Raw genomic sequence first — 25,701 nt, forward strand, 5'->3', positions numbered from 1 at the left:
TATGGGGCATGGGTTGCATGGGATTCTTCTGCCTTGCATCGGTACGTAGCCACCCAGCAAGTTATGCCTCCCAGGGGGGGGACATCCCTGTCAGAGGAGTGAAGCGGTCATCCGATAACCCATTGCTCGGTACCCACGCTGACGCCTGTCCCACATGCGGAGCAAGGCCGGATGACCCGTATCCACGAAATCGATGACGCGCACGTCGGCCTTGCTGGCGTGTTCGCGGTGTAGCCGGCCAGCGTACTGCTGCAGCGTACCTTTCCACGATATCGGCATGGCCAGTACCAGCGTGTCGAGCGGCGGATGATCGAACCCTTCGCCCACCAGCTTGCCAGTGGCGAGCAGAACACGCGGCGCATCTGCTGGTAACCCAGCGAGTTCCATGATCGCCGTGGCGCGCTGTTTCTTCGACATCCGCCCGTGCAGAATGAAAGGCTTCGGCACCCGACCTAGCAGGGCCGTGGCAACGGCATCGAGGTGATCGGTACGCTCGGTCAGTACGAGCACTTTGCGACCTTGAACGAATGCATTCTGGACAGCCTGCGCAATCGCTGCCGTCCTATTAACGTCGTTGGCAAGATGGCGAAACACATCTTGTATGCCTGCCTCTTGAGGGAGGTCGATGGGCTTGTCGAGCAAACATGGAACGACTTCCAGATCGTGCGGCGCCGTTGCCGGCTGGGTGGCGACGTGACGCATCGGGCCACATTGCATGAAGACGATCGGTTGCTGACCATCCCGTCGAACGGGTGTGGCGGTCAGTCCGAGTACGTACTTAGCCTTAACCCGTTTCAGGGTCATATCGAACGACAAAGCGCCGACGTGGTGACATTCATCAACGATGACCTGTCCATAGTTTTCGACCAGCGCGTTGACCTCATCGCGCCTCGCCAGTGACTGGATCACAGCGACATCGATCTTGCCTGTGGGCTTGGGCTTTCCGCCGCCGATGGTGCCGACCACCCCCTTGCCAACACCGAGAAAGAGTTGCAGGCGTTCCTGCCATTGCTTGAGTAGCTCGGTGCGATGCACCAGCACCAACGTGTTGACACCTCGCTGGGCGATCATGGCAGCTGCGGTGACGGTTTTGCCGAAGGCCGTGGGCGCGCACAACACGCCGGTATCGTGTTGCAGCATGGCAGCGGCGGCAGCTTCCTGGTCGGCACGCAGCGTACCCGCGAAAGCCAGCTCGATCGGCTCGCCCTCAAAGCGCTCATCCTGCAGATCGCATTGGATCCCGTTGAATGCGAGCAGCTCCATGGCTGCATCCAGACAGCCACGCGGCAACGCAATGTGATTTGGATAATTCTCCGCACAGCCAATGACACGCGGCTTGTCCCACACGGCAAACCGCATGGCCTGCGCCTTGTAGAACTCGGGGTTCTGGAAGGCTGCGAGGCGGATCAGGCGGTTGGCCAGCGATTGCGGGAGTTGCGCCTTCTCGAAGTAGACGAGGTTGGCCAAGGTGACTGTCAGCTTGGCCGCCGGCAGCGGCCCTGCCAGCTTGCCGGTCGGTATCGCCGATCGCCTCCAAGGCTCCTTGTGGTCTTCCTCGTCGATAAACGTCACATCCAGTGGATGCACGCCGCCGGTCGCGCGAAGAATGATCGGCTCGATGTCATGCGCGGGCATAGGGCTAATGGAAGCCAGGAAAGCCCACTGGTCGGGGTACGGCTGGAACGTGCGATCAACGAAGACGCTGCAGCCACGGTCTCGCGATTCTTTCTGCAGCGGCAGGGCGATCAGGTTGCCGAAACCACCCTTGGGCATCGTGTCCTGGTTGGGAAATAGCCGATCGTAGGAGGTAAGCCTCAGTTGCCGGGTTCGCGCACATGCATGGCTGATGATGGCCGACCCGAGCCGCCGTGCGTCGCGCGCCGGTACAGGGCCAGCGAAAAACACCCAGGCATGTGCGCCGTTGCCAGACCGCGAAACCTCCAGCGCAACAGGAACGCCCAGATCCTCGCAGGACTGTGCAAAGGCCAGGATGTCGTCCTTCCATTCCGCCTCGTCAAAATCGGCAGCCAGGAAGTGGCATGTCTCGTTGGGCATCAAGGGGTAGACGCCGACCGTATGCTTGCCTGCAAGATGGTCATAGAGCACGTTGTCCAGCAGCGGAAGCAGTTGTCGATGACGGCAATCCGAGCACTTGATACGCGGTTTTTCGCAAACACCTGCGCGCCATTCATTTGCGCATGCGGGTGAATACCCGGATTTCCCCGTGGATTTGCTGGCCCATCGAACGGGATAGACATCGGTGCGCCCTCGAAACAGGCGGCGGAACAATGCCACTTTTTCCATGGTGCCAAGTGATGACGATTCGACTTCTGGCGGGATGGAGCGCACAGGCTTCGGCGGGGATGGCAATCGCCAGTCAATGCCGTTCGCCTCTAGCAGTGAGACCAGTCGGGTGATTTCAGTCTGCAGTGCCGCCATGGAATCGCTGTTCGTCATGGATCATCCACCTTGCTGGCTCCCAACCGTCGCAGGGCATGATACGGCGCGGGAGCACATTACAGCCTCCCTGATCGACGGAGGAAACCGCGATGTGCAGCACATTGAGTAACGATTCCCTAGTCTGAAGCCCTGTTTGGGATTCAAGCCGCGTCGACAAGGCCGGCACTTGTCTGGGGCGTGGAAAGCTATTCGCATCGTAGACAGCCGGACAGTCCTAATGGACCGAGCCATAACGAAAAAATGGCAATTCGTGTCAGAGCCCGAGACGGCATAAAGTGTCAAAAGTGACACTTTATGGTGATTTGTCCAATCCGGATTCTGCCGGATTCCAAGATGGTGCGCCCGGAGGGATTCGAACCCCCGACCAATGGCTTCGGAAGCCACTACTCTATCCGGCTGAGCTACGGGCGCATGGTGCGGCGACCGCCGTCACGATGGGTGAACCCGGGGGGTTCACGGACGGCGGAGGCGCAGTATAGCGAAGTTGAAGGGGATCGCCCATGTGGGCGATCCCGTTTGATTTTTTGTGCGTGCGAAGCGCTGTCGCAGGCGGCCCCTCACCCCAACCCTCTCCCCGAAGGGAGAGGGAGACAAGCTCGGGCGATCAGAGGGCCTTGAGCAACGGGCCCAGGGTGTCGGGCTTGCGGGTGTCGCGGACCAGGTGCGGGTACTTCAGGCCATCGTGGTAGTCGATGCGGATGGTCTTGTACTCGTCGAAGTTCTTCACCAGCAGCTCGATCGGCTGGCTCTTGTCCTTCGCCGCGGCGGTGACCGCATCACGCAGGTCGTCGCTGCTGTAGTCGTGGCCGTTCACCGCCACGATGCTCATGCCCGGCGACAGGCCGGCCTTGAACGCGGGGCCGTCCCACAGCACGTCGCCGATCTGGCCGCCCTTGCCCACCGACACGCCCAGCGAGTAGGTGAGGTTGGCGGAGTGGCGACGCGCCTCGATGGCCTTGATCGCGTCGGATGGCTTGTCGGTGTAGACCAGCTTCCAGCCATGCGACTCGATGCCGCCGATCAGCGGGCCGTGGCCATCCAGGCGGCTGCGCAGGTAGGGCGCCCAGTCGAACGGGGCGATGCCGTTGAGCGTCTTGACCACGTCGTCGAAGGTGTACGGGTTGACCGTCCACGAGCCGTTGTCCATGCCGAAGAACGCCTTGGCGAAGTCGTCGATGGACTTCTTGCCGTGGCTGAGCTCGCGCAGCTTGCCGTCCACGTCCAGCCAGATCATCTGGCCAGCCGAGTAGTAGTCCTCACTGGACTGGTAGTTGCGGTACGGCAGCGGCGCGCGCTGGGCGATGGTCGGATCGTTGGTGGTGTCCTGCACGTTGCGCCAGCTGGCCAGGCCCGGGCGGCCCTTGTCGTAGGTGGCCGCCACGTAGGCCCACATGTCGTGCGCCTGCTCGGTGTCCCACAAGCCGGAACGGGCCGCGATCACGTGGCCCCAGAACTGGGTCTGGCCCTCGTACACCCACAACAGGGTGTCGCCCATCGGCACGTTGAAGTTCGGCGTGGCCAGGTCGGCACCGCGGCGATACTTGCCGTCCCAGGAGTGGTTGAACTCGTGTGAGAACAGGTCGCGGCTCAGCGCGTTCTTCTTCCACGCGGTGAAGAAATCGGGCGAGGTACCGTCCTCGCTGGAACGATGGTGCTCCAGGCCGTTGCCGCTCATCTTGTCGCTGAGCGAGACCAGGAAGTCGTAATGGTTGTAATGGTGGGCGCCATACAGCTTGTACATCTGCTGCACCATGTTGCGGAACAGCTTGACCTGTTCGGGCGTGACTTCCAGGTCCTTCGCTGCGTCGGCGACGATGTCCATGTGCACCGGCGCCTTGGCGCCCGGGTCCAGATCGATGCGCTTGAAGTACTTGCCGGCATAGATCGGCGAGTCGACCAGGTCGTCGTAGTTGATCGGCTTGTAGTGCACGGTGTTGCCGTCGCGCGAAGCCACGTCCAGCGCGGTGCCGGCCTGCCAGCCGGCCGGGAAGGTGACGCTGGGCTGCGTCTGCACCTGCTTGGCGTAGTAGCCGGCCGGATACAGCGACACCGTGTTCCACTGCAGATTGAGCATTTCCGGCGTCATCACCACGCGGCCTTCGCGGGTGCTCTGCGGCGACAGGAACTGGAAGTCCACTTCAACCGAGCTGGCGCCCTGCGGCACGTCGATCTGGAAAGCGTAGACGTTGTACGGATCGCGCTTCCAGGTCAGCGTCTTGCCGTTGGCCTTCACCACCAGGCCGGCCAGCTTGTCGATCGGACCGGTGGGCGAGTGGTGCCCGGGAATCCACTGCGGATAAAGCAGGGTCAGCGGGCCGGGCACGGCCGGCACCACTTCATGCACGCGGAAGATGCGATGGGCGAGATCGGTGGCGTCGACGTGGATCTGCAGCGCACCGGGGGTGTACGGCGTGTTCTGCGGTGCCGGCACGTCGGCGTGGCTGGGAAGGGCAACGAGACCGAACCCGGCGGCGACCAGGGCGGCAAGAAGTGGCGTGGCTTTCAAGGGACTCTCCTGACAACGAACCCATCGCAAAAGATTGCGACGGCAGACAAGGGTCCGATGCTAGCCCGCGCCTGAGCGCGGGCTCCCCTGCCAGAGGTCATGTACAGGACGAGCCGGCGGCTGGCGCACCGGCCGCCGAAGTTCATTTCTTCAGCGGCGCCACGATGGCCCCGATCAGGTCCTTGCCGCCGGCGCGTACCAGGTGCGGATAGCGCAGGCCACCGTGGTAGTCGATCGTCACCGTGTTGTAGACGTCGATGTTCTTCACCAGCAGGGTGATCGGTGCGCTGCCGGTCTTGGCCGCCTTCACCGCATCCTTCAGACGCTCGGACGAGAAGTCCTTGCCGTCCACCGCCACGATGGTCAGCCCCGGCACCAGGCCGGCCTTGAACGCCGGGCCATTCCACTGCACGTCGTAGATGCTGCCGCTGCTGGAAGCGGACAGGCCGATCGAATAGGCCATGTTGGCGCCGTGGCGGATGCTTTCCATCGCCTTGGTCGCGGCATTCGGCTTGTCGGTGTAGACCAGCTTCCAGCCACCACGGTCGATGCCCTTCTCCGGCAGGTTCGGACCGGTGTAATCCAGTCGCGCCCGCAGGAACGTTGCCCAGTCGAACGGCTGCACCTGGTTGAGCGTGTGGATCACGTCGTCGAAGGTATAGGTCTTGGTGACGTAGCTGCCGTTGTCCATGCCGTAGAAGGCACGCGCGAAATCATCCAGCGAATGCTTGCCGCCGCTGAGTTCGCGGATCTTGGTATCCACGTCCAGCCACAGCAACTGGCCTTCCGGATAGAAATCGGTGCCGCGGCGCCAGTTGGCCCAGCCGCCACCGCCGTAATAGGTCAGCGGCGCGGCGTCGGCGGTGTCCTGCAGCGAACGCCAGGCGCGACCGGTGCGCGCGCTCATCGACGCGTCCATGTTGGCCATGACATCGCGGTATTGCGCCGGCGTCCACAGGCCCGAGCGTGCGGTGAGCACACTGCACCAGTAATCGGTGAGGCCCTCGTACACCCACAGCAGATCGTCCTGTTCCTTCACGTTGAAATTGGGCGTCCACAAATCGGCCGGACGGCGGAACTTGCCGTTCCACGAATGCACGTACTCGTGCGTCATCAGGCTCGCCGCCAGCGTGTGCATGTCGTCGTTGGTGAAGAAGTCGGCCGGCAGGCGATCATCGCTGGACTGGTGATGCTCCAGACCGAAGTGGCCGGTGTGGTCGGACAGCGTGAGCAGGAAGTCGTAGTGGTCGTAATGGTGCGAGCCGAACAGCAGGCCGGTCTGCTTCACCATCGAGCGCTGTTCGTCAAGCTGCTTGGTGGTCAGCTTCACGTCGTCGGCCGCGTCGCCCACCACGTTCAGATGCACCGGTACCCTGGCGCCGGGCGCCAGGTCGACGCGGTCGAAATGCGTGCCGGCGATCAGCGGCGAATCGACGAAGTTGTTGAAGGTCACCGGCTTGAAGGTGATGGCGTTGCCGGCCTGGCTTTCCACCTGCAGCGCCGTGCCGAACTTCCAGCCTTGCGGCAATTCCACGGTCGGCTGGATGTGGATCTGGCTGGAATAATGCCCGGCCGGATAGAAGGCCACCTGGTTGAATTCCACGTCCACGAAATTCGGCGTGGACGAGGCGCTGGCGCCGAACAGGCTGCCCTGCCCCGGTGCCGGCGACAGGAACTGGAACGACACGTCGAGCTGGCTCACGCCCGCGGGTACGTCAAGGTTGATCGCGAACATGTCGCGCAGGTCGCGCCGCCACGGCAACTGCTTGCCGTTGGCGGTGATGATCAGGCCGGCGACGTTCTGGATCGGGCCGGATGGCGCATGCTCGCCGGGGATCCACTCCGGATACAGCAGCGTGAACGGGCCGGATTTCACCGGAATCGTCTCGTGCACGCGGAAGATCCGCTTCGCCGCATCGGTGAGATCGACCTTGACCGCCAGCGTGCCCGGATACGGCTGGTCCACCGGCGCCGGGCGCGAGGCATCCTGCGCGAACGATGCCGCAGACAACGACAAGGCCCCGATCACCGCAACGGCGATCAGACTGGAACGAAAGGCAGGGATTTTCACGCGAAGACTCCGGACTGACGCCAGTTCACGCGGGCGTCCGCGTTACCGGCAAGAAATGCATCGGGCACCGCGAGGCGACGGCCGACAGTGACCGGACGATGGTAGATCGAAGGTCACGCCGCTCACCCTGCCAGAGGTCATGTCGACGCATCGCAGGGTCTTGCGTCCACGCGCAATCTCCAAACGATCCATGTCGAATTGAGGAACGCTCGGGTCGGCGCGACCGCGACCGGCTCTACGCTTGGGCACCCGCGACGGCACGTCCCGTCGTCGCCCACTTGAGGCGCCAGCGACGGATCGGCCGCTCGATGACGTGCAGCGAGAACGCTGCCCACAGCATGGTGGCGACCAGGGCCAAGGCCAGTGCCGGCAGGAATGGAATGATGCCTTGCTGTACCAGCTGAAATGCCCACAGCAGCATGCTCAGGTGCACCAGATAAATCGCATACGTTGCATCACTCAACCACGCCCAGCAGGCACAGACCCGCGCCGACGCATGGCGCAATCCCAGCAACATCGGCACCAGCAGTGCCACGCCCAACTGCAGCGCGTCGAACACGAAGGTGCGCGCAAACCAGCCGCGCAACTCAAACCCGCGCACGATCAGCGTCCACCAGAGCAACACGCCCACCAGCACGGCCGCGCCAGCCAGACCCAGCGCGATCCGGTGACGATCCAGCCATGGCATGCGCCGCACGGCCACCGCCATGACCACACCGCTGGCAATCGCATCCAGCCGCAACAGCGCGATCTTGCGCACCCATGCATCCCATGGCAGTCCTGTCGGCATGCAAGCGCGCGCCAGCAACGGCAGCACGAGGAACCCCACCAGCACCGCGTACAGGCCACGCATGCCCCAACGCGCTGCAGCCGCCAATGACAGCGCGCCAAAGGCCAGGTAGAACCACACCTCGATCGCCAGCGACCAGGACACGCCAAACCAATTGTCGCCCGACATCGGCCAGGCGAAATTCTGTGTCAGCGTGAAGTAATGCATGAACATGCCCGCAGCCATCGGATGCGTGGGCGGATCCACCAGCGCCAGCACGATCAGCCACAGCAAGTACGTCGGCAGCACGCGCAGCAGACGGCGCAGGGTGAAGCCACGCCAGGCTCGAAAGCCTGGGCCAGCCTCGACGATGCGCAGGAGCATGCCGCCGATCAGATAGCCGCTCAGCACGAAGAACCCGGCAAGCCCGAAGGGGCCGGCGACGAACATCAGATCCGCATGGGGAAGGTGCCAGTGCACCGCGGCGAACAGACCGAAATGCGATAACAGCACACAGGCGGTGGCGGCCACCCGCAGTACATCCAGCCCGAGGCTGCGCCGCGCTTGCCCGTTCACCATGCTCCCCGCCCTTGTCGTGCTGCACTGTCCGGCAGGGTAGCGCAACCGGCCCAGAAGACGGCAGACCCGGCGAAGCCCGATGCCAACCACGATCGTTCCGCATCTCCGACACGCGGATTCGGACGACTATTACCGGAACCGCCGGCTCCGAGTCTTCGGCTCAACGATATGATGCCCAGCGGCTTTCAATACGCCAAACGCCCCGAGTGAGTGGACACCTCGGGGCGTTTGGCGTGCGTTCGACGCATGCTTGCTACAGGCATGCAAACGAACTGGACGCTATCAATCATCCACCTTGCTGTGCCGTATGCCGTAGCAGAAGTAGATCACGCAACCCAGCACCATCCAGATCACGAAGCGCTCGAAGGTGATCGCCGGCAGGCCGCCGATGCGGTGCCAGCCATGAACGCCCATCCACGGCACGCCGAAGATCAGCAGCAGCGAGAACAGCACGCCCAGCGGCGAGATGATCCAGATCGCCGGAGTGCGGAAGGCGCGCTTGATCTGCGGCTTGCGCACACGCAGGATCAATACTGCCGTGCAGATCACGATGAAGGCCGACAGCGTGCCGATGTTGACCAGCTCGGCCACCTCGCCGATCGGCAGCAGGCCGGCGACCACCGCGATGAACACACCGAGGATCATGGTCGGCCGATGCGGCGTGCCGTACTTCGGATGGATCTTGGCGAACCATGTCGGCAGCAGGCCATCGCGTGCCAATGCGAACCAGATGCGCGCCGCACCCAGCATGAAAGCGAACAGCACGCTGGTGATGCCGGCAATCGCCGCGACATTGATCACGCCACGCACCCAGTTGAGGTGCAGCGCCTTGAACGCCGCATCCACCGGGGCCGGGCTGTTCAATTCGGGATATGGCACCATGCCGGTGAGCACCATCGACACCGCGAGGTACAGCACCATCGACACCACCAGCGACAGCAGCACGGCGCGCGGCAGGTCGCGCTGCGGATTGCGCGATTCCTCGGCGGCCGTGGTCAGCGTGTCGTAACCGAATACCGCGAAGAACACCACGCTGGAAGCGGTCAGCACGCCGCTCCAGCCGAAATGCGTTTCGCCATCCGCACCGCTGGTCGCGGCGGGAATGAACGGGTGCCAGTTGGCCGTGTCGACATAGAACGCGCCGACGCCGATCACCAGGACCACGCCGATCACCTTGATCGCCACGATCGCGGTATTCGCACGCGCGCCCCATTCGGTTTTCACCGTCAGCATCCACGCGATCAGCAACGAAATGCCCGCAGCGATCACGTTGAACACGTGGCCGTCGCCCGAACCCGGCGCACCTTGTGCCCATGCGGGCAGCGAAAGTCCGGTGAGCTGCAACAGCAAGGCCTGCACGTAGCCGGACCAGCCGATCGCCACCACCGCCACGATCAAGGCGTATTCCAGCAGCAGATCCCAGCCGATGATCCATGCCACCAGTTCGCCCAGCACCGCATACCCATAGGTATAGGCGCTGCCGGTGACCGGGATCATCCCCGAAAATTCCGCATAGGACAGCGCCGCGCAGGCACTGCCGACACCGGCGATCAGGAACGACAGCACCACCGCGGGGCCGGCGTTGGCCGCGGCCTGCTGGCCGGCCAGCACGAACACGCCGACGCCGATGATCGCGCCGATACCGATGGCGGTGAGCTGCCACAAGCCCAGTACGCGCCTGAAGTCACCGCGTTGGCCAGCCTCCGATTGCAACTGCTCGACGGACTTGTGGCGCAACGCCCGGCTCAGGAAAGTCATAGGCTTCTCCCCGCAAAAACAAACGCCGAGCATAACGAATGCGCGCCGATATTCCGAACCGGCCGCTCAAAGACCATGCTGCGGTGCACCCATGCAGATGTTCGCGACAAGCATCGCGTCGCGCAAAAAAGATCGACATCGTCGCCGCGACGGGCTCGGTGTCGCCATCGATTTGTGGGTGGCCTGCGCCTGGACCGTCGCCTGCGCATGCACGCCGTGGAGTTGTGCGTGGGATCCTGACCGAAGCAGCTTTCATTGCCACCGCGGAAGCTCGCTTGCGGGCGATGCGCCAGGCCTCTCGGGCATGCAACGCATGGCATTGCCACCAGCGGGCTTCTGCATGCGTGGGTTGGGGAACGCGAAATCAGCCCGGCAACGCACCTTGCGATGACGAAGGCGGCGGCGCATGCAGCCAGCCGCGTCCGCCCAGCCATGGCAACACCAGTGCGCTGAAGCCGAACACCACCAGCATGGCCACGCCGATGCGCTCGTCCAGATGGGCCACGCCGAACCAGCGTCCGCTGGCCAGCGGCACCACCGCGGCGGCCAGCACGCGCACCGCCTCCAGCCACAAGGCGCTGCGTCGACCTTCCAGCAACGCACCCAGCACATACAGGCCGAACACCAGCCACAACGCATAAGCCAGCGCCATCGGCCACGCCAGTTTTGGCGCCAGCCCCAGGAAGTGCACGCCCATCAGCAGCAGCAACGCGAACTGGAGCAGGCAATACGCGCGCAGCATGCGCGACAGCGGCGGGTCGAACGCGGCATGCGCGATGTCGAATGCCGGCTTGGGGAAACGCTCAGCCACGTCGGCCGGACGCCAGCCCGGTGGACGCAGCCACACCTGCAGCTTGTCGCGCCAGCGTTTCGCGTGCGCGGCATCCTTCGCCAGCGCCCAGTACACCTCGGCGTTCGCCCATAACGGGTTCCAGCTTTGCAGCGGCGAACGCGTGCCGTACACCGGTGGATCGGTGTCGTCTTCCTCGATGAAGGTGCCGAACAGACGATCCCACACGATAAGGATGCCGCCGTAGTTGCGGTCCAGGTAACGCTCGTTCACCGCGTGATGCGCACGATGGTTCGACGGCGAGCAGAACACGCGATCGAACCAGCCCAGCTTGCCCACCTGCTCGGTGTGCACCCAGAACTGGTACAGCAGGTCGATCAACGCGATCACCGCGAACACCTGCACTGGCCAGCCAAGCAAGGCCATCGGCAGGTAGAACACCCAGGTCAGCAGGAAACCGGTACCGGTCTGGCGCAGCGCCGTGGTGAGGTTGTAGCGCTCGCTCTGGTGGTGCACCACGTGCGCCGCCCAGAACACCGCCACCCGATGGCTGGCACGATGGAAAACGTAGTAGAGCAGGTCGTACAACAGCAGGCCGCTGATCCATACCCACACGCTGTCGGCCGGCAGCTGCCATGGCGCCAGATGGCGTGCGCACCACGCATACACGCCAATGCCGAAGACCTTGGTGAAGATGCCGACGATCTGCGACAGCATGCCCAGGCCAAGGCTGTTGATCGCATCGTTGCCGCGATACGTGTCGCCGCGGCCGCGCCATCGCGCCACCGCGAACTCGATCGCGATCAGCACGAAGAAACCCGGTATCGCCCAGGCCATGATGCGTTCGGGTGTGATCATCTCGGCTCCGCCTGCCTGCCCGTGCCAGCCGTACGATCCACCGACCGGGCCAGCAGCCACAACGCCGCATAATACGTCGCCAGCACCCACAGCGCAGGCCATGGCACGCCACCACGGAAGCGGCTCCAGGCCAGCAGGGCATCGCTCAGCATGAACAGCAGTCCGCCCATCGCGGCCCACCGCGCCGATGCCGCACATGGATCGCCCCGCATGCCCAGCCAGCGGGCGCGACCCAGCGCCTGCCCGGCCATGCTCGCCAGCACCGCCACATAGATCAGTACCGGCACCCGTAACGTCGGCGCCAGCGCCGGCCACAACTGCCACGCGACCAAGCCGCCGACGGCCAGGCAGCCGATCCACGGCCACGGCCGCGCGGCAAAACGCACGTCACTGGTGAATGCCGTAATGAAATGGAGATGCGCGATCAGGAAACACACCAGTCCCGGCACGAACAGATCGCCCGGCAACATCAGGCAGATATCGCCGCCCAGGCAAGCCACCAGGCCGATCAGCATGCGCCGACGGTAGCGGCCCGAAACGGGTGGCGACGCGCGCCACGCCATCACCACGATCAGTCCCGTGGCCAGCGGCTTGCACACCCAATGCAGCCAGTGCCAGCCATCGATGGCCTGCGACGACGCCAGCATCGCACCAAGGATCGCACCCAACGCCGCCAACGCCACCGGCACGGCAAACCGGGTCGATGGCGACCCCGTGCGAACGACGGGCGACGGGCTGGACATGCGATGTTCCGGGTGGACAGTTGATCCGATCTTAGCGGCAGTGCGGGTGCCATGGCTGCCGCGAAGCCACCGCCGTCGTGCGACCTCAGCCGCCATCCACCGCCATACGCCCCAGGCCCGGGTCATCGCTGAAGAAGGCATCGATGCCGGCATCGAGATAGGCACGGATCTCGGCGATGCTGCCCGCCGCATTGCGCGTGGCCGGATCGTCGTCGCACCAGAAATCACGCGCCATGAACTGCTGCTCCGGGCGGAACGTCCATACGTGGACTTCCAGCCCGGCGGCATGTGCATCGCGCACCAGCGTGGTGGGCGGCATCAGGCGGCCGCCCGGATCCAGCGGGATGACGGCACGCGTGCTCGGCCCGATCGCATCGGCATAACCGGCAATGTCACGCAAGCCGGCGGGCGTGACCATGTCGGCGTAACGCTGCGCACCACCGGCAGCCACCGCATCAAACGGTTGCATGTCCGCCGCGTCGATCAATTGCAACAGGCGCACGTTGGCATGTTGCACACCCAGGCGTTCGCGCAGATAGCGCAGGTTGCCGATCTCGAACGACTGGATCTCCACCGGCGCGGTGTGCGTATAGGCGTGCGCGGCCAGTGCATCGAGCAGCACGTCTTCCATCGGCAAGCCGATTCCCTGGAAATAGGTGCCGTGCTTGATTTCGGGAATGAGGCCGATGCGCCGCCCGCACGCCGCTGATTCCCTGGCTACCAGCTCGACGATTTCCGTGAAGGTGGGAATCGCGAACTGGCCATCGAAACGCGTGCCACGCAGTGCCGGCAGGCGTTCGCGCGCACGCAGCGTTTTCAGTTCCGCCAGCGTGAAATCTTCGACGAACCAGTCGTCGACCATGACGCCATCGATCGATTTGCAGGTCCGGCGCGTGGCGAACTCTGGATGCGCCGCCACGTCGGTAGTGCCGCCGATGGCGTTCTCATGGCGCGCCACCAGCACGCCGTCGCGGGTCATCACCAGATCCGGTTCGACCCAGTCCGCACCATCGCGAATCGCCTGCATGTACGCCGCCAGCGTGTGTTCCGGCCGCAACGCGCTGGCGCCACGATGGGCGATGACCTGGACGCGTGGGACCAGCGGCTTTTCGGGAGGCATAGGGGCGACTCGTGCACGAATGGCGACCAGCATAACCCGCACGGCAGCCACGCACCGCCCGAAAGTACGCGAAGGAGCCCGCTCGCGGGCGATGCTCTTGGCATCTCTGGAGGCCAGATCAAAAGCATCGCCCGCGAGCGGGCTCCTACACGTCGTGGCTGCATCCGTCGCCGGCCAGATGGCCGGCGATGACACGGCATCCCGTCAGGGCCTGGCCACCAGTGACACGCGGCCTAGCGCGTAGATGGGCCCACTGATCGGCGCGGTGTAGATCAGGCACAGCGCGTGATTACCGGTTTGCGCAGGCAGCTTCGCGGTGAGCGGGAACGTACGCGCACTGTGCGCCGGGTCGGGCAACGGCATCGAGGCCAGCACGGCGCCCTTGCAACTATCGGCATGGACCACCAGCTCGCCAAACGGCGTGGTATGCGGACGCGACACCACCAGCTTCTGATCGTGCGCCAGCGCGAAATTGCGTTCCAGTCGCACGGCATCCACATGGATCTCGGTGACGCCATCCATCCGCGTGGACGGGAACATCTGGCAACTGTCGAACACGTTGATGCCATATACCGGTTGCGTCGAGGTGGCGTCGGGCATCGGCTGCACGCGCAGGCGGAAATCGCTGCCGGGGCAGTTGGGCATAGTGTTGCCGATGCGGCTGAGCAAATGCGTGCGGTCGATGATCCGCTCGCGCGGCGCGGCCAGTTCGCTGCCGTCAGGCGCGAAGGTAGCAGCACGCACCGTCAGCGGCAGTTTCGCGGTGAAAGGCGCGCGGTACAGCGGCGACGCCAGCGTCGGTGCCTGGCCATCCACGGTGTAGCGCAATGCGCCGAAGTCGGTCTGATCAGACAGGGTAATCGTGGCCGTCCCGCTCGCGAGTGCCGTATTGCGGTCCACCGCGATGACCGGCGCAAACGCGCTGTCGGCCACGTTGATGTGCTGCGCGCGATAGCGCGCGAATTGGGCCGGAAGCCGTGCCAGGAAACCGTTCCAGTTGCGCGCGGAAGCCGGCGACCAGTCCACCTCGCTCAAGGCATCCAGCCGCGGGAACACCGCGTGTTCCACGTGCGCCATGGCCGGCATGTGCTCGGTCCACACGTTGGCCTGCGCGCCGAGCACGTGGCTGGCCTGCGCCGGCGTCAGCACCTTCGGCACCGGCTCGAAGGCGTACACGCTCTGCAGCGTTTGCACCGGGATGCGGCCAGCATATTCGTCGGCGTGATCGCTTTGCACGCCGTCGAAATACAGTTGCGGCGAGGGCGACAACACCACGTCATGGCCGGCTTTCGCGGCCGTGATCGCGCCATCCGTGCCGCACCACGACATCACCGTGGCATCGGCCGGCACGTTGTTGCCTTCCAGAATTTCGTCCCAGCCGATCAGCTTGCGCCCATGAGCGGCGAGGTATTTGCCGACGCGACCGATGAACCAGCCCTGCAGCGCATCCTCGTTCTTGATGCCCAGCGCGTGCATCTTCGCCTGTACCGCAGGCGAAGCCTTCCACTGGTCCTTGATCGCCTCGTCGCCGCCGACGTGGATGTACTTCGACGGGAACAGCGCCATCACCTCGTCGAGCACGTTGTCGATGAAGGTGAAGGTGGAATCGTCCACGTTGTACAGGTATGGATTGACGCCCCAGAGCGTCGACACCTGCGGCCGCTTGCCGGTGACGCCCAGTTGCGGATACGAGGCCACGGCGGCCTGCGCGTGGCCGGGCATGTCCAGCTCCGGCACGATGGTGATGTGGCGCGCGGCGGCGTAGGCCACCACCTGGCGGATCTGCGCCTGCGTATAGAAACCGCCGTAACGCTTCGGCTCGCCGTCATGGCCGGCGTCGGGTGGCGTGCGCCAGGCACCGATCTTCGTCAGTTCGGGATAGCGCTTGATCTGGATGCGCCAGCCCTGGTCGTCGGTGAGGTGCCAGTGGAATACATCGAGCTTGTGCTGCGCCATCTGGTCGAGCAGACGCTTGATGTCAGCCACGCTCTGGAAGTGCCGCGCGGAATCCAGCATCAGGCCACGCCAGGCGAAGCGCGGCCAGTCGCGAATGTGCAGCGCCGGCACATCCACCGCGCCTTGTGCCGCATTCGGGGTCAGCAACTGGTAAAGCGTGACCGCGCCGTAGAACAGGCCGGTGTCGTCGCGCGCGGTGATGCGGATGCCTTGCGCGGTGACGTCCAGCGCATAGCCTGCATGCTGCGCCACCGGCGCGTGCGGATCGAGCTTCAGCACGATGGCATGCGCTGTCGCGGCACCGTGCACCACATGCAAATGCAGCCCGCGCGTGCGCGCCAGCACGTCGGTGAGCCACGCCGCCGTCTGTCGTGTCGAAGCGGAGTGGTCGTCCAGCACGATCGGCGTGTGCGCATCGACGTGGAAGCGACCGTCGGCCATCGTCATCTGTGCCGGCAGCGGAATCAGCGATGGTGACGCCATCACCGGTGCGGCATGCGACGGCTGCAACGCGCCAAATAGCAGGAAAGCGCAGGCGGCGAGCAATGGGCGGAAGGTCATCGGCGGTCTCCGGCGCGGGCAGTCCAGCATGCCATGCATGACATGGCCATGCAGAAGAAAAAAACGGGCCCGGAAACAGCTAAGGGGCCCGTTCGGGGAGAGAAGGCGGGCCGTCCCTGGCCCGCAATGATGCAGCGATGGATCAGAACTTGAAGTGCAGGTTCAGGTAGTACTGCCGACCATTCGTGTAGAACGCATACGGCTGACTGCCGAATGCCGGATCCTTGTAGTAGTACTTCGTCGTCGGGTTGTTGAGATTCATCGCATCGAACGACAGCGATGCCCACTTGTTGATCGTGTAGCCCAGCGACATCGACAAGTTGCCGACACCCTGCTGGTAATACTGCGAACCGTGGCTGACGGTGGCATAGAACGACGAGCGATAGGTGTAGCTGACACGCGCATTGAACTTGCTGTTCTCGAAGAAGGCCGAAACGTTACCCGTGTTCTTCGAAGTACCTTCCAGCGGCTGGTTGCCATCGGCGTGGGCGCTGGCGAACGTGTAGTTGGCTGATACGCCGAAGTTATCGCCAATCGGCTGGATGTAATTCAGCTCCACGCCCCGCACATTGCCATTGACGTTGCTTGGCACTTCGACGGTGTAGGTGGCAAACACGTCATGCCCGGCGGTGGTGCTGGCCTGGATGTCCTTGTAGGTACGCTTCACGTCCGCGAAATCGACGTAGTCCTTCAACGACATCTCGTACACGCTGGCCGACAGCAGGCCACGCGGCATGAAATACCACTCCAGCGAGCTGTCGAAATTGGTCGAGATCAGCGGCTTGATCAACGGGTTGCCGCCCGTACCGGTATGAGTCAGGTCATCCAGCGACACCGAGCCGGCCATCGCGGAATAATCCGGTCGAGTCAGCGTCTGCGAAGCGGCAAAGCGGAACAGCAGGTCGTCCGTCAGGTTGAACTTGATGTTCGCACTGGGCAGAAGCTTGCTGTACGAGCGCTTGATGGTGTTCCAGTAGTAAGGACCAAACGCCGAAGTGGTGATCGGGCCATTCGAGGAACTGGCCGCCGGATCGGGACTGGTGGTGGCATCGTTGATGGTTTCGCCGGTGTGTACCCAGCGCGCACCGATGTTGCCGCCCCAGCGATCGCCCTCGAAGTTCACCTGGAAGTACGCAGCGCTGTCTTTTTCCTTCACGCTGTAGATGTCATTCCAGTAGAAGCGCGTGACCGGGTCACGATTGGCCCACTTTGCATCGAACGCGGCCAGCTGCGCCGGCGAATACATCCACACGTTGTTCGGTACCGACGCTCCCAACTGGCTGCCGAAATCACCCGGATAGCTGGAATAAGAAGTCGGGAAGTTGGCCGGATCGGTCCAGCCTGCCAGCGGACCCTGGGCAATGTCTTCCAGGCTCTGCCGGGTATGGTCGGCATAGCGAATACCGAATTGCAGCGAGGACAGCGTTCCGTCGAAATCCTGCTCGCCATCGACTTTGAACCAGTTCTCCTTGTCCTTCACATGGATGTCCTGTTCGCCGAAGATCCAGCCGAAGGAAGGCGCCATGCCCGCGGGTGTGGTGTTGTTGGCGCCTTCGGACCAGTCGATCGGCGAGCCAAGACCGTTCATGTTCCAGCTGCCACTGCCACCCACGTTCTCGCCAAGCTCGAGTACATTCTGGTGCGGGCTCTCGCCGGTACCATTGGTGGTGCCAGCCTCGCCCTTGAAGCTCAGCGTGTCAGAGACATTCCAGTCGGCACTCAGGCTGACGTAGCTGGTCTTCGAATATGCACCCGGGCGGGATATCTGGTCGTAGATGCCGTAGGCCGTGGAAGTCCCCGGCGCAAGATTCGCCTTGCTGATCACATTACCGTTCAACGAGTAGCCAGGCATGATCGAACCGCCTGCGCCGAGCACGTTGCTCGTCCACAACATGTAGTTGGTGTTGATGTTGTCGGCCTGCAGCTTGGAGTAGAAGCCGTTCAGGTCCAGTGTCAGGTTGTCGGCCGGCTTCCATTCGATATCGATGGAGCCACCCTTGCGGGTGCGCTTCTGCTGGAACAAGGCGTTGCCGATTTCGTTCGGGTAATACACCGTGCGACCATCCAGCGTGGTCGGCAGATAGCCGCCCACCACTTCCTGGCCATCGCGCTGCAGAGCGCGCTTCTCGTAGAAGCCCTCCAGCAATACGCCGAACGTGTTGTCGTCGTTCTTCCAGTTGACCAATCCGCTGAACTGCGGCTCGGTCTTGCCGGGAAGCGTGGAGTAAACGCCACCCAGAGACACCGAGCCAGTGAACGGCTTGGCGTAATCCAGCGGCTTGCGCGTAAGGATGTCCACCGTGCCGGCGCTGCCACCTTCGACCAGGCGTGCCTCGGACGTCTTGTGTACCACCACCTGACTGACGATTTCCGACGGCAGCAGGCTGTAGCTGACGCTGCGGCCTACCGTTTGCACCTGGCTCAACACGAACCAGTCGCCCGTGCCGACACTGTGACCGTTGATCAGCGTCTGGGTCATGCTCGGATTGGTACCGCGCAAACTGACACGATCAGCCTCGTCAAAGGCGCCTTCGCTTGCGCTGGACGAGCTGATGTTGACGCCAGGCAACTGCGCCAGCGTATCGGCCACGTTCTTGGCCGGCAGCTTGCCGATGTCTTCGGCAGACACTACTTCAACGTGCGAATTGGCAGCCCGCTTGGTATCGAGCGACAGCTCTTCGCTGCCGCGGATACCAACGACGGTAACCGCCGCCAGTTGCTTGATCTTGTCCTTCTGCTGCTGCGCGGTACTGGTGCTGGAATTGTCGGAAGTCGGGTTGCTGTCCTGCGCATTGAGCGCCCCCGACAGACACAGGCCGGCGACGATGCTCGCGGCCAACAGACTCTTGCGATATGACATGGTGTCCTCCCCTCAGAGGCTAAGTCAGCAGCGGCGGCTACTCACAACCATCCGTGCTGTGTGGCGATCTGGGCTTGCGCCCGGTTCATTGCTAAGTGCTGATTCACGCGTGCTTGTCACGTCCGCTCGGCGTGCCCGTCGTGGGCAATCTGGCCTTCCATGGGCTGGCCTTCCGGAGGTTGACCCTCCAGATACAGGCCCGCGGCGCCGATCACCCCGAGCTGGCCGTGCTCCATCAGTCGTACTGGTATCTGTTCCAGGTAAGGGCGCATCACGCCCTTGTTGAAGAAACGTTCGGCGAAGCGGCTCTGCAGCAGCAGCTCGCGGATTTGCGGCAGGATGCCGCCGGCGAGGAATACCCCGCCGCGCGCGCCGTACAGCAACACCAGGTCGCCCACGAAGCTGCCAAGCAGCCCGCAGAACACGTCCAGCGCCTCGACGGCGGCTTCGTCGCCGCCGGCCAATGCCGCGGCGGTGACGTCGGCCGGCCGTGCCAGCGTGGCCGGCACGTGCCGCAAGGTGCAGATCGCACGATAGAGATTGAGCAAACCCGGCCCGGACAGCGCGTGTTCGAACGACACGTACGAGCGGTCGCGGGAGAACAGGCGCAGGATCTCGATCTCGCGCTCGTTGCCCGGCGCCAGCGCGATCTGCCCGGCCTCGGTGGCCAGCACGGTGGCGTGCGGCTGACCCGGCAGCAGCACCGCCGAACCCAGCCCGGTACCCGGCCCCATCACCAGCACCGGCCCATCAACCGGCAGCGCGCGGGTCTCGATGATCGGCGTGGTGTCGGCCTGGGCGAGGAACTGGGTGGCATAGGCCACCGCCTCGAAATCGTTGATGACGGCGAGGCGCTCGATGCCCAGGCTGTCGCGTATGTCGCGGATGGACACGCGCCATGGCAGGTTGTCGTTGACGATGGCGTCGTCCAGCACGTATCCGGCACTGGCTACCGCGCAACGGCTGACATGGCCCACGCCAACCTGGCTGACGAAATCCTGCAGCACCGCGGTCAGGCTCGGCCATTCGGCACAGGCGTAGCGGCGATATTCGAGCATGGTCACCGGGCGGCGGCCATCCGGATGCGGACTGACCAGGCCAATGCGCGCATGGGTGCCGCCGACGTCGGCGGCAAGAAAGGCGGGTTCCGTTGCCGGTACCGTCTGCGCATCGCTGTGATTGACAGCCTGGGCCACGCGTTCCTCCTCGATTGTCCCGTCGCGTCACCGTTGTCTGCACGCGACCCCCATTCGATGCCGGAGTCTGGCCATGGATGACAACGGTGTCAACTTCTTTTTCGCGACCATTCGTCATAACGCTTGTGCGTTGCGGAACGGTAGACTCGTCGACCGCCACGGCGTTTCGAAAAATGCCCGTCGATCCTTATGCAGCAGGCATCACGGGCCGCTCAAGCCGCGAGCTTCGGGGTGTTGCGCCGCGCCATCACGGCCGGCTGCCCCAGGCAGCGGATGCGCTTGCAGCATGACCAAAGTCATGGCATCAATTGACAACGTTGCGCATTGCGGTCAATAAAGGCCGCCGGAGCGATGGCGTCCATGGCGGGCGTTATCGGTGTTCATCACGGGGAAACGTTCATGTCGTCCATTCCGCTTGCCACCGACGAGTCACGCACGTCGAACCTGTTGCCGATGATCATCATCGGCGTGCTGTTCTTCATCTTCGGCTTCGTCACCTGGCTCAACGGTCCACTGACCATCTTCGTGAAGCTGGCCTTCAACCTCGACGATGTCAGCGCCTTCCTGGTGCCGTTTGCGTTCTACGTGTCGTATTTCGTGCTGGCGCTGCCGTCGGCGGCCGTGCTCAAGCGCACCGGCATGAAGAAAGGCATGGCGCTGGGCCTGTTCGTGATGGCCATCGGTTCGGTGCTGTTCGGCCAGTTCATCGACATGCGCAACTACCACGGTGCGCTGGTCGGCCTGTTCGTGATCGGCGCCGGCCTGTCGCTGCTGCAGACGGCATCGAATCCGTACATCAGCATTCTCGGGCCGATCGACAGCGCGGCCCAGCGCGTGGCCTTCATGGGCATCTGCAACAAGCTGGCCGGCTTCCTCGCCCCGTTCGTGTTCGGCGCGCTGGTGCTGCACGGCATCGATGCATTGGCGCAGCAGGTCAAGGCCGCACCCAGTCCCGCCGCCGCCACCGAACTGCTCAACCACTTCGCCTCGCGGGTCTACTGGCCGTACATGATCATGGCCGCGTTGCTGGTGCTGCTGGCGATCTGGGTGGTGCGTTCCTCGCTGCCGGAGATCAAGCCGACCGGCGCCAACAGCGAGGGCCAGATCGGCCACAAGGGCGGCAGCATCTTCAGCTTCCCGCACCTGTGGCTGGGCGTGCTGTGCCTGTTCCTGTACGTGGGCGTGGAAGTGATGGCCGGCGACGCCATCGGCATCTACGGCCTGGCGCTGGGCTTGCCGCTGGACGCGACCAAGCATTTCACCGCGTTCACCATGTTCGCGATGCTGGCCGGCTACGTGGTGGGCCTGGCCCTGATCCCGCGTTTCATCTCGCAGCAGCGCTATCTGGCGGTATCGGCGGTGATGGGCGTGCTGTTCGCCATCGGTGCCTACGTCACCCACGGTTACGCCTCGATCGCCTTCGTCGCCGCGCTGGGCTTCGCCAACGCGATGATGTGGCCGGCGATCTTCCCGCTGGCGATCAAGGGCCTGGGCAGCCACACCGAATTCGGCTCGGCCCTGCTGATCATGGGCATCGTGGGCGGCGCGCTGATTCCGCAGGTGTTCGTGCACCTGAAGGAACACATCGATTTCCAGCTGGCGTTCCTGGTGGTGATCGTGCCGTGCTACCTGTACATCCTGTACTACGGCATGCGCGGACACGCCGTGGGCGAGCACGTGGGCTGATGGATCGCCATGCCGCGAGCCGCCTGCCGTTCCTCCACATTTGAACCCTGCACCTTTGAACCTCGGGGCTGGGCTACCATGTCCATCCGGATCACAGGAGTGCCCCTCGTTGCGCAGCCCCACCATCAAGGACGTCGCCCGTCACGCCGGCGTCTCGCTGAAAACCGTGTCGCGGGTGATCAATCACGAGCCGGCGGTGCGCAGCGAAACGCGCGAGAAGGTGGAGCGGGCGATCGCGCAACTCGGCTATCGCCCCGATCCGTCGGCGCGCAGCCTGCGCAGCACGCATTCGTTCGCGATCGGGCTGGTCTACGACAACCCGAACGCGCACTACGTGATCGACATGCAGAACGGCGTGCTGTCGGCCTGCCGCGAACGCGGCTTCGGCCTGCAGATCCATCCCTGCGATTCCAGCTCGCCGAAGCTGGCCGAGGAACTGGTGTCGCTGGTCAAGCGCGCGCGTCTGGCCGGGCTGGTGCTGGCGCCTCCGATGTCGGAACAGGCCGGACTGATCGCCACGCTGAAGGCCAACGACGTCACCTTCGTGCGCATCATCTCCTCGCGCGAGGACCCGCGCGACGGCTCGCCCTGCGTCTTCATCGACGACCGCCATGCGGCCTACGCGATCACCGAACACCTGATCCAGCTCGGCCACACGCGCATCGGTTTCCTGTGGGGCGAGCCGCACCATCGTTCCAGCCCGGAGCGCTACCAGGGCTACGCGGATGCGCTGAAGGATTACGGCATCGCGCTGAACAAGAAACTGGTGCTGCCGGGTCGCTACGCCTTCGACGACGGTTTCCGCGGCGCCCGCAAATTGCTGGCGCTGAAGGACAAGGAACGCCCCACCGCGATCTTCGGCAGCAACGACGAGATTGCCGCCGGCGTACTGGCCGCCGCGCGCTCGACCGGGCTGGACGTGCCATGGGATCTGTCGATCGCCGGCTTCGAGGACAGCCCGTTCTCCAAGCAGGCATGGCCGGCACTGACCACCGCACGGCAATCGACCGAGGAAGTCGGCCGCCACGCCGCGCTGCGCCTGATGCGCAGCCTGCAGCAGCCGGAAGCCGGCGACGCCAACGAGGGCTTCATGCCCGAACTGGTGGTACGCGGATCTACCGCGCCGCCGCGGCAGGGCTGAACCTCATCCACAGCTTTTCTCCCTCTCCCCTCCGGCGACCGAAGGGAGTCCCCTTGCGGGTGGAGGAGGGCCGGGGTGAGGGGCCATTCTTGCCACAAGCCCACCCACGAAGCGCTGCTACGAGCACCCACCCCTCACCTCAATCCTCTCCCCAAAGGGGAGAGGAAGCCGCGCTACTCGGGCACGCCACGTCTGGCGTGCCGCCGACCTTCCCGGAGTCCCCATGAAGTCCCCCAGCGACACCCTGATGTACCGCGAGGCGGAGGAAACCGCCGCCGTGGTCGAGCGCCAGCTTGCCCGCAACGCCGACACGCTGGCCGCCCTCGGCCAGCGGCTGCGCGCGCAACCGCCGCGTTTCATCATCACCTGCGCGCGCGGCAGTTCCGATCACGCCGCCGCTTACGCCAAGTACGTGTTCGAGACCCGGCTGGGCCTGGTCACCGCCTCGGCCTCGCCGTCGATCTCGTCGATCTACGATGCCGACCTGAAACTGGACGGCGCGTTGTTCATCGCCATCTCGCAATCGGGCAAGAGTCCCGACCTGTTGCGCAGCGCGCAGGCTGCCAAGGATGCCGGCGCGCAGGTGCTGGCCTTGGTCAACGTGGAAGATTCGCCGCTGGCCGCGCTGGCCGATACTTTCATCCCGCTGCACGCCGGACCCGAGCGCAGCGTGGCCGCCACCAAGAGCTACCTCGCCACGCTGGCCGCCGTGCTGCAACTGGTCGCGCACTGGAGCGATGACGCCACCCTGCACGACGTGATTGCACGCCTGCCCGACGACTTGCGTCGCGGCTGGAACGGTGACTGGAGCGCGCTTGCCGACGGTCTGCGCAACGCGACCAATCTGTTCGTGGTGGGCCGCGGCTACGGCTTTGGTGCCGCGCTGGAAGCGGCGCTGAAGCTCAAGGAAACCTGCGGCCTGCATGCCGAAGCGTTCAGCGCGGCGGAAGTGAAACACGGCCCGATGGCACTGGTCGGCAACGGCTTTCCGCTGCTGTTCTTCGCGCAGGACGACGGCACCCAGGACAACACCCTGGCCGTGGCCGAAGAGTTCCGCGCACGCGGTGCGCGCGTATTCGTCGCCGCGCCTGGCGCCAGCGGCATCGACACATTGCCGTTGCCAGCCAACATCGCGCCCATCGTCATCCCGTTGCTGGCGGTGCAAAGCTTCTACCGCGCAGCCAGTGCGCTGTCGCTGGCACGCGGCTACGATCCGGATGTGCCGCCGCATCTCAACAAGGTCACGGAGACGGTGTGATGGAAAACGCTGCAACGATCGCCCTCGTCAACGGCCGCGTGCTGGGCGACCACGGCCCGCGCGAAGGACTGGCCGTGCTGGTGGAAGGCGAGCGCATTGCCGCCATCGTGGCGCAGGATGACCCACGCGTCGCCAGCGCGACATCGCATGACCTCGGCGGCCACCTGCTGCTGCCCGGCTTCATCGACGTGCAGGTCAACGGCGGCGGCGGCCTGCTGTTCAACGACGCACCCACCGTGGACACCTTGCGCGGCATCGCCGCCGCGCACCGCACGTTCGGCACCACCGGGCTGCTGCCGACCCTGATCACCGACACGGCCGAGAAGATGCATGCCGCGCTGGATGCGGTGGACGCGGCGATCGAACAGCGCGTGCCCGGCATCCTCGGCATCCACCTGGAAGGTCCGTTCCTCGCCCCCGCGCGCAAGGGCATCCACGACGCCCGCCTGTTCCGTCATCCCGATGCCGATGATCTGGCGATGCTCGCGGCGAAACATCGCGGCCGGATCATGCTGACGCTGGCGCCGGAACAGGTGTCGACCGAGGTCATCCGCACGCTCAGCGAAGCCGGCGTGATCGTCGTCGCCGGCCACACCGCCGCAGACTACGCCACCACCCGCGCCGCACTCGACGCCGGCATTTGCGGCTTCACCCACCTCTACAACGCGATGACGCCACTGGCCAGCCGCGAACCCGGCGTGGTCGGCGCCGCACTGGACGACCCGCACAGCTGGTGCGGCCTGATCGTCGACGGCCACCACGTCCACCCCGCCAGCCTGCGCGTGGCCATCGCCGCCAAGGCGCGCGGCAAGTGCGTACTGGTCACCGACGCGATGCCGCCGGTGGGCTCGGACGATCCGTCCTACACGCTCAACGGCCAGACCATCATCGCCCGCGACGGCATCTGCCAGAGCGAGGCCGGCGTGCTCGCCGGCTCCGCGCTGGACATGGCCACCGGCGTACGCAATCTGGTCGAGATGGTCGGCCTGCCGCTGGCCGAAGCCTCACGCATGGCGAGTGCCTACCCCGCCGCATGGCTCGGACTCGGGCGCACGCATGGACGCCTCGCAGCCGGCTACCGCGCAGATTTCGCCGTGCTGGATGATGCGCTGGTTACACGGGAAACGTGGATCAGTGGCGTGGTCTACCCGACCGACTGACTTTCAGTCTGCGGCGTGCGTTCGCCGCCATGCAGCGCATGCTTGCCCATCCTCTTCAAGGGAACGCAACGTATGACTCCCTCCCCTGCATGCAGGGGAGGGTTGGGGCGGGGTGCTTTTGACGCCTGCTCTGTCAGTTACGACAAGAGCAAAAAAAAACGGAAATGAAGTCTGGGGCGAGCACCCGCCCCTCACCCCAGCCCTCCTCCACCCACAAGGGGACTCCCTT

At 64.4% G+C, this 25,701-nt stretch carries 15 protein-coding genes and 1 tRNA gene; 4 read left to right on the top strand and 12 right to left on the bottom strand.

Translation table 11 applies throughout. From position 1 onward, the window contains the following. Window positions 1–90: 90 nt before the first annotated feature. The 12 genes from AB7849_RS03650 to glk all read right to left on the bottom strand — a co-directional run bounded on the left by AB7849_RS03650 (window position 91) and on the right by glk (window position 20,227). On the bottom strand, window positions 91–2,457 hold the full coding sequence (locus AB7849_RS03650) for a TOTE conflict system archaeo-eukaryotic primase domain-containing protein (protein WP_092701622.1): 2,367 nt from the start codon (window positions 2,455–2,457) through the stop codon (window positions 91–93). Between the two features lie 337 nt (window positions 2,458–2,794). After that, window positions 2,795–2,871, bottom strand: a tRNA-Arg gene (locus AB7849_RS03655). Between the two features lie 193 nt (window positions 2,872–3,064). Next, complete coding sequence (locus AB7849_RS03660; protein WP_092701625.1) at window positions 3,065–4,966, bottom strand: M61 family metallopeptidase; 1,902 nt, start codon at window positions 4,964–4,966, stop codon at window positions 3,065–3,067. A 142-nt stretch (window positions 4,967–5,108) separates the two neighbouring features. Further along, on the bottom strand, window positions 5,109–7,037 hold the full coding sequence (locus tag AB7849_RS03665; protein ID WP_369500597.1) for a M61 family metallopeptidase: 1,929 nt from the start codon (window positions 7,035–7,037) through the stop codon (window positions 5,109–5,111). A gap of 235 nt (window positions 7,038–7,272) precedes the next feature. Next, window positions 7,273–8,385, bottom strand: a complete 1,113-nt coding sequence (locus tag AB7849_RS03670) for an acyltransferase family protein (RefSeq protein WP_369500598.1) — start codon at window positions 8,383–8,385, stop codon at window positions 7,273–7,275. A 282-nt stretch (window positions 8,386–8,667) separates the two neighbouring features. Then, complete coding sequence (locus tag AB7849_RS03675) at window positions 8,668–10,143, bottom strand: amino acid permease (RefSeq protein WP_092701631.1); 1,476 nt, start codon at window positions 10,141–10,143, stop codon at window positions 8,668–8,670. 364 nt (window positions 10,144–10,507) lie between these two features. Then, on the bottom strand, window positions 10,508–11,791 hold the full coding sequence (locus tag AB7849_RS03680) for a sterol desaturase family protein (RefSeq protein WP_369500599.1): 1,284 nt from the start codon (window positions 11,789–11,791) through the stop codon (window positions 10,508–10,510). Continuing rightward, a complete protein-coding gene (locus tag AB7849_RS03685; protein ID WP_369500600.1) occupies window positions 11,788–12,534 on the bottom strand; it encodes a lysoplasmalogenase in 747 nt (248 codons plus the stop codon). The genes AB7849_RS03680 and AB7849_RS03685 overlap by 4 nt, the downstream gene beginning before the upstream one ends. Before the next feature lie 85 nt (window positions 12,535–12,619). Further along, window positions 12,620–13,687 (bottom strand): glycerophosphodiester phosphodiesterase, encoded by a 1,068-nt coding sequence (locus tag AB7849_RS03690; protein ID WP_369500601.1) that lies wholly within the window; start codon window positions 13,685–13,687, stop codon window positions 12,620–12,622. 171 nt (window positions 13,688–13,858) lie between these two features. Continuing rightward, entirely contained in the window at window positions 13,859–16,201 is a 2,343-nt protein-coding gene (locus AB7849_RS03695) for a beta-N-acetylhexosaminidase (RefSeq protein WP_439822704.1), read from the bottom strand. 112 nt (window positions 16,202–16,313) lie between these two features. Next, the gene (locus AB7849_RS03700; RefSeq protein WP_369500603.1) at window positions 16,314–19,031 is read right to left on the bottom strand and encodes a TonB-dependent receptor; all 2,718 of its coding nucleotides are present in this window, start codon (window positions 19,029–19,031) and stop codon (window positions 16,314–16,316) included. Window positions 19,032–19,147: 116 nt separating this feature from the next. Next, window positions 19,148–20,227 carry a glucokinase gene (gene glk / locus AB7849_RS03705; protein ID WP_092701648.1) on the bottom strand — a complete coding sequence of 360 codons (1,080 nt, stop codon included), beginning with the start codon at window positions 20,225–20,227 and terminating at the stop codon, window positions 19,148–19,150. A gap of 399 nt (window positions 20,228–20,626) precedes the next feature. Between glk and AB7849_RS03710 the strand changes: the two genes are divergently transcribed. From AB7849_RS03710 to nagA, 4 genes are all read left to right on the top strand, one after another. After that, on the top strand, window positions 20,627–21,913 hold the full coding sequence (locus tag AB7849_RS03710) for a sugar MFS transporter (RefSeq protein ID WP_008213730.1): 1,287 nt from the start codon (window positions 20,627–20,629) through the stop codon (window positions 21,911–21,913). Window positions 21,914–22,022: 109 nt separating this feature from the next. Beyond that, complete coding sequence (locus AB7849_RS03715) at window positions 22,023–23,054, top strand: LacI family DNA-binding transcriptional regulator (protein WP_008213732.1); 1,032 nt, start codon at window positions 22,023–22,025, stop codon at window positions 23,052–23,054. Between the two features lie 223 nt (window positions 23,055–23,277). Continuing rightward, on the top strand, window positions 23,278–24,312 hold the full coding sequence (locus AB7849_RS03720; RefSeq protein ID WP_369500604.1) for an SIS domain-containing protein: 1,035 nt from the start codon (window positions 23,278–23,280) through the stop codon (window positions 24,310–24,312). Continuing rightward, window positions 24,312–25,472, top strand: coding sequence for an N-acetylglucosamine-6-phosphate deacetylase (nagA, locus tag AB7849_RS03725; protein ID WP_369500605.1), 1,161 nt, complete (start codon window positions 24,312–24,314; stop codon window positions 25,470–25,472). Before AB7849_RS03720 ends, nagA begins: the two co-directional genes overlap by 1 nt. Window positions 25,473–25,701 lie beyond the last annotated feature (229 nt).

Origin of the sequence: Rhodanobacter sp. FW021-MT20 (genome assembly GCF_041107475.1) — a bacterium.
GTDB classification, from domain to species: Bacteria; Pseudomonadota; Gammaproteobacteria; order Xanthomonadales; family Rhodanobacteraceae; genus Rhodanobacter_A; species Rhodanobacter_A glycinis.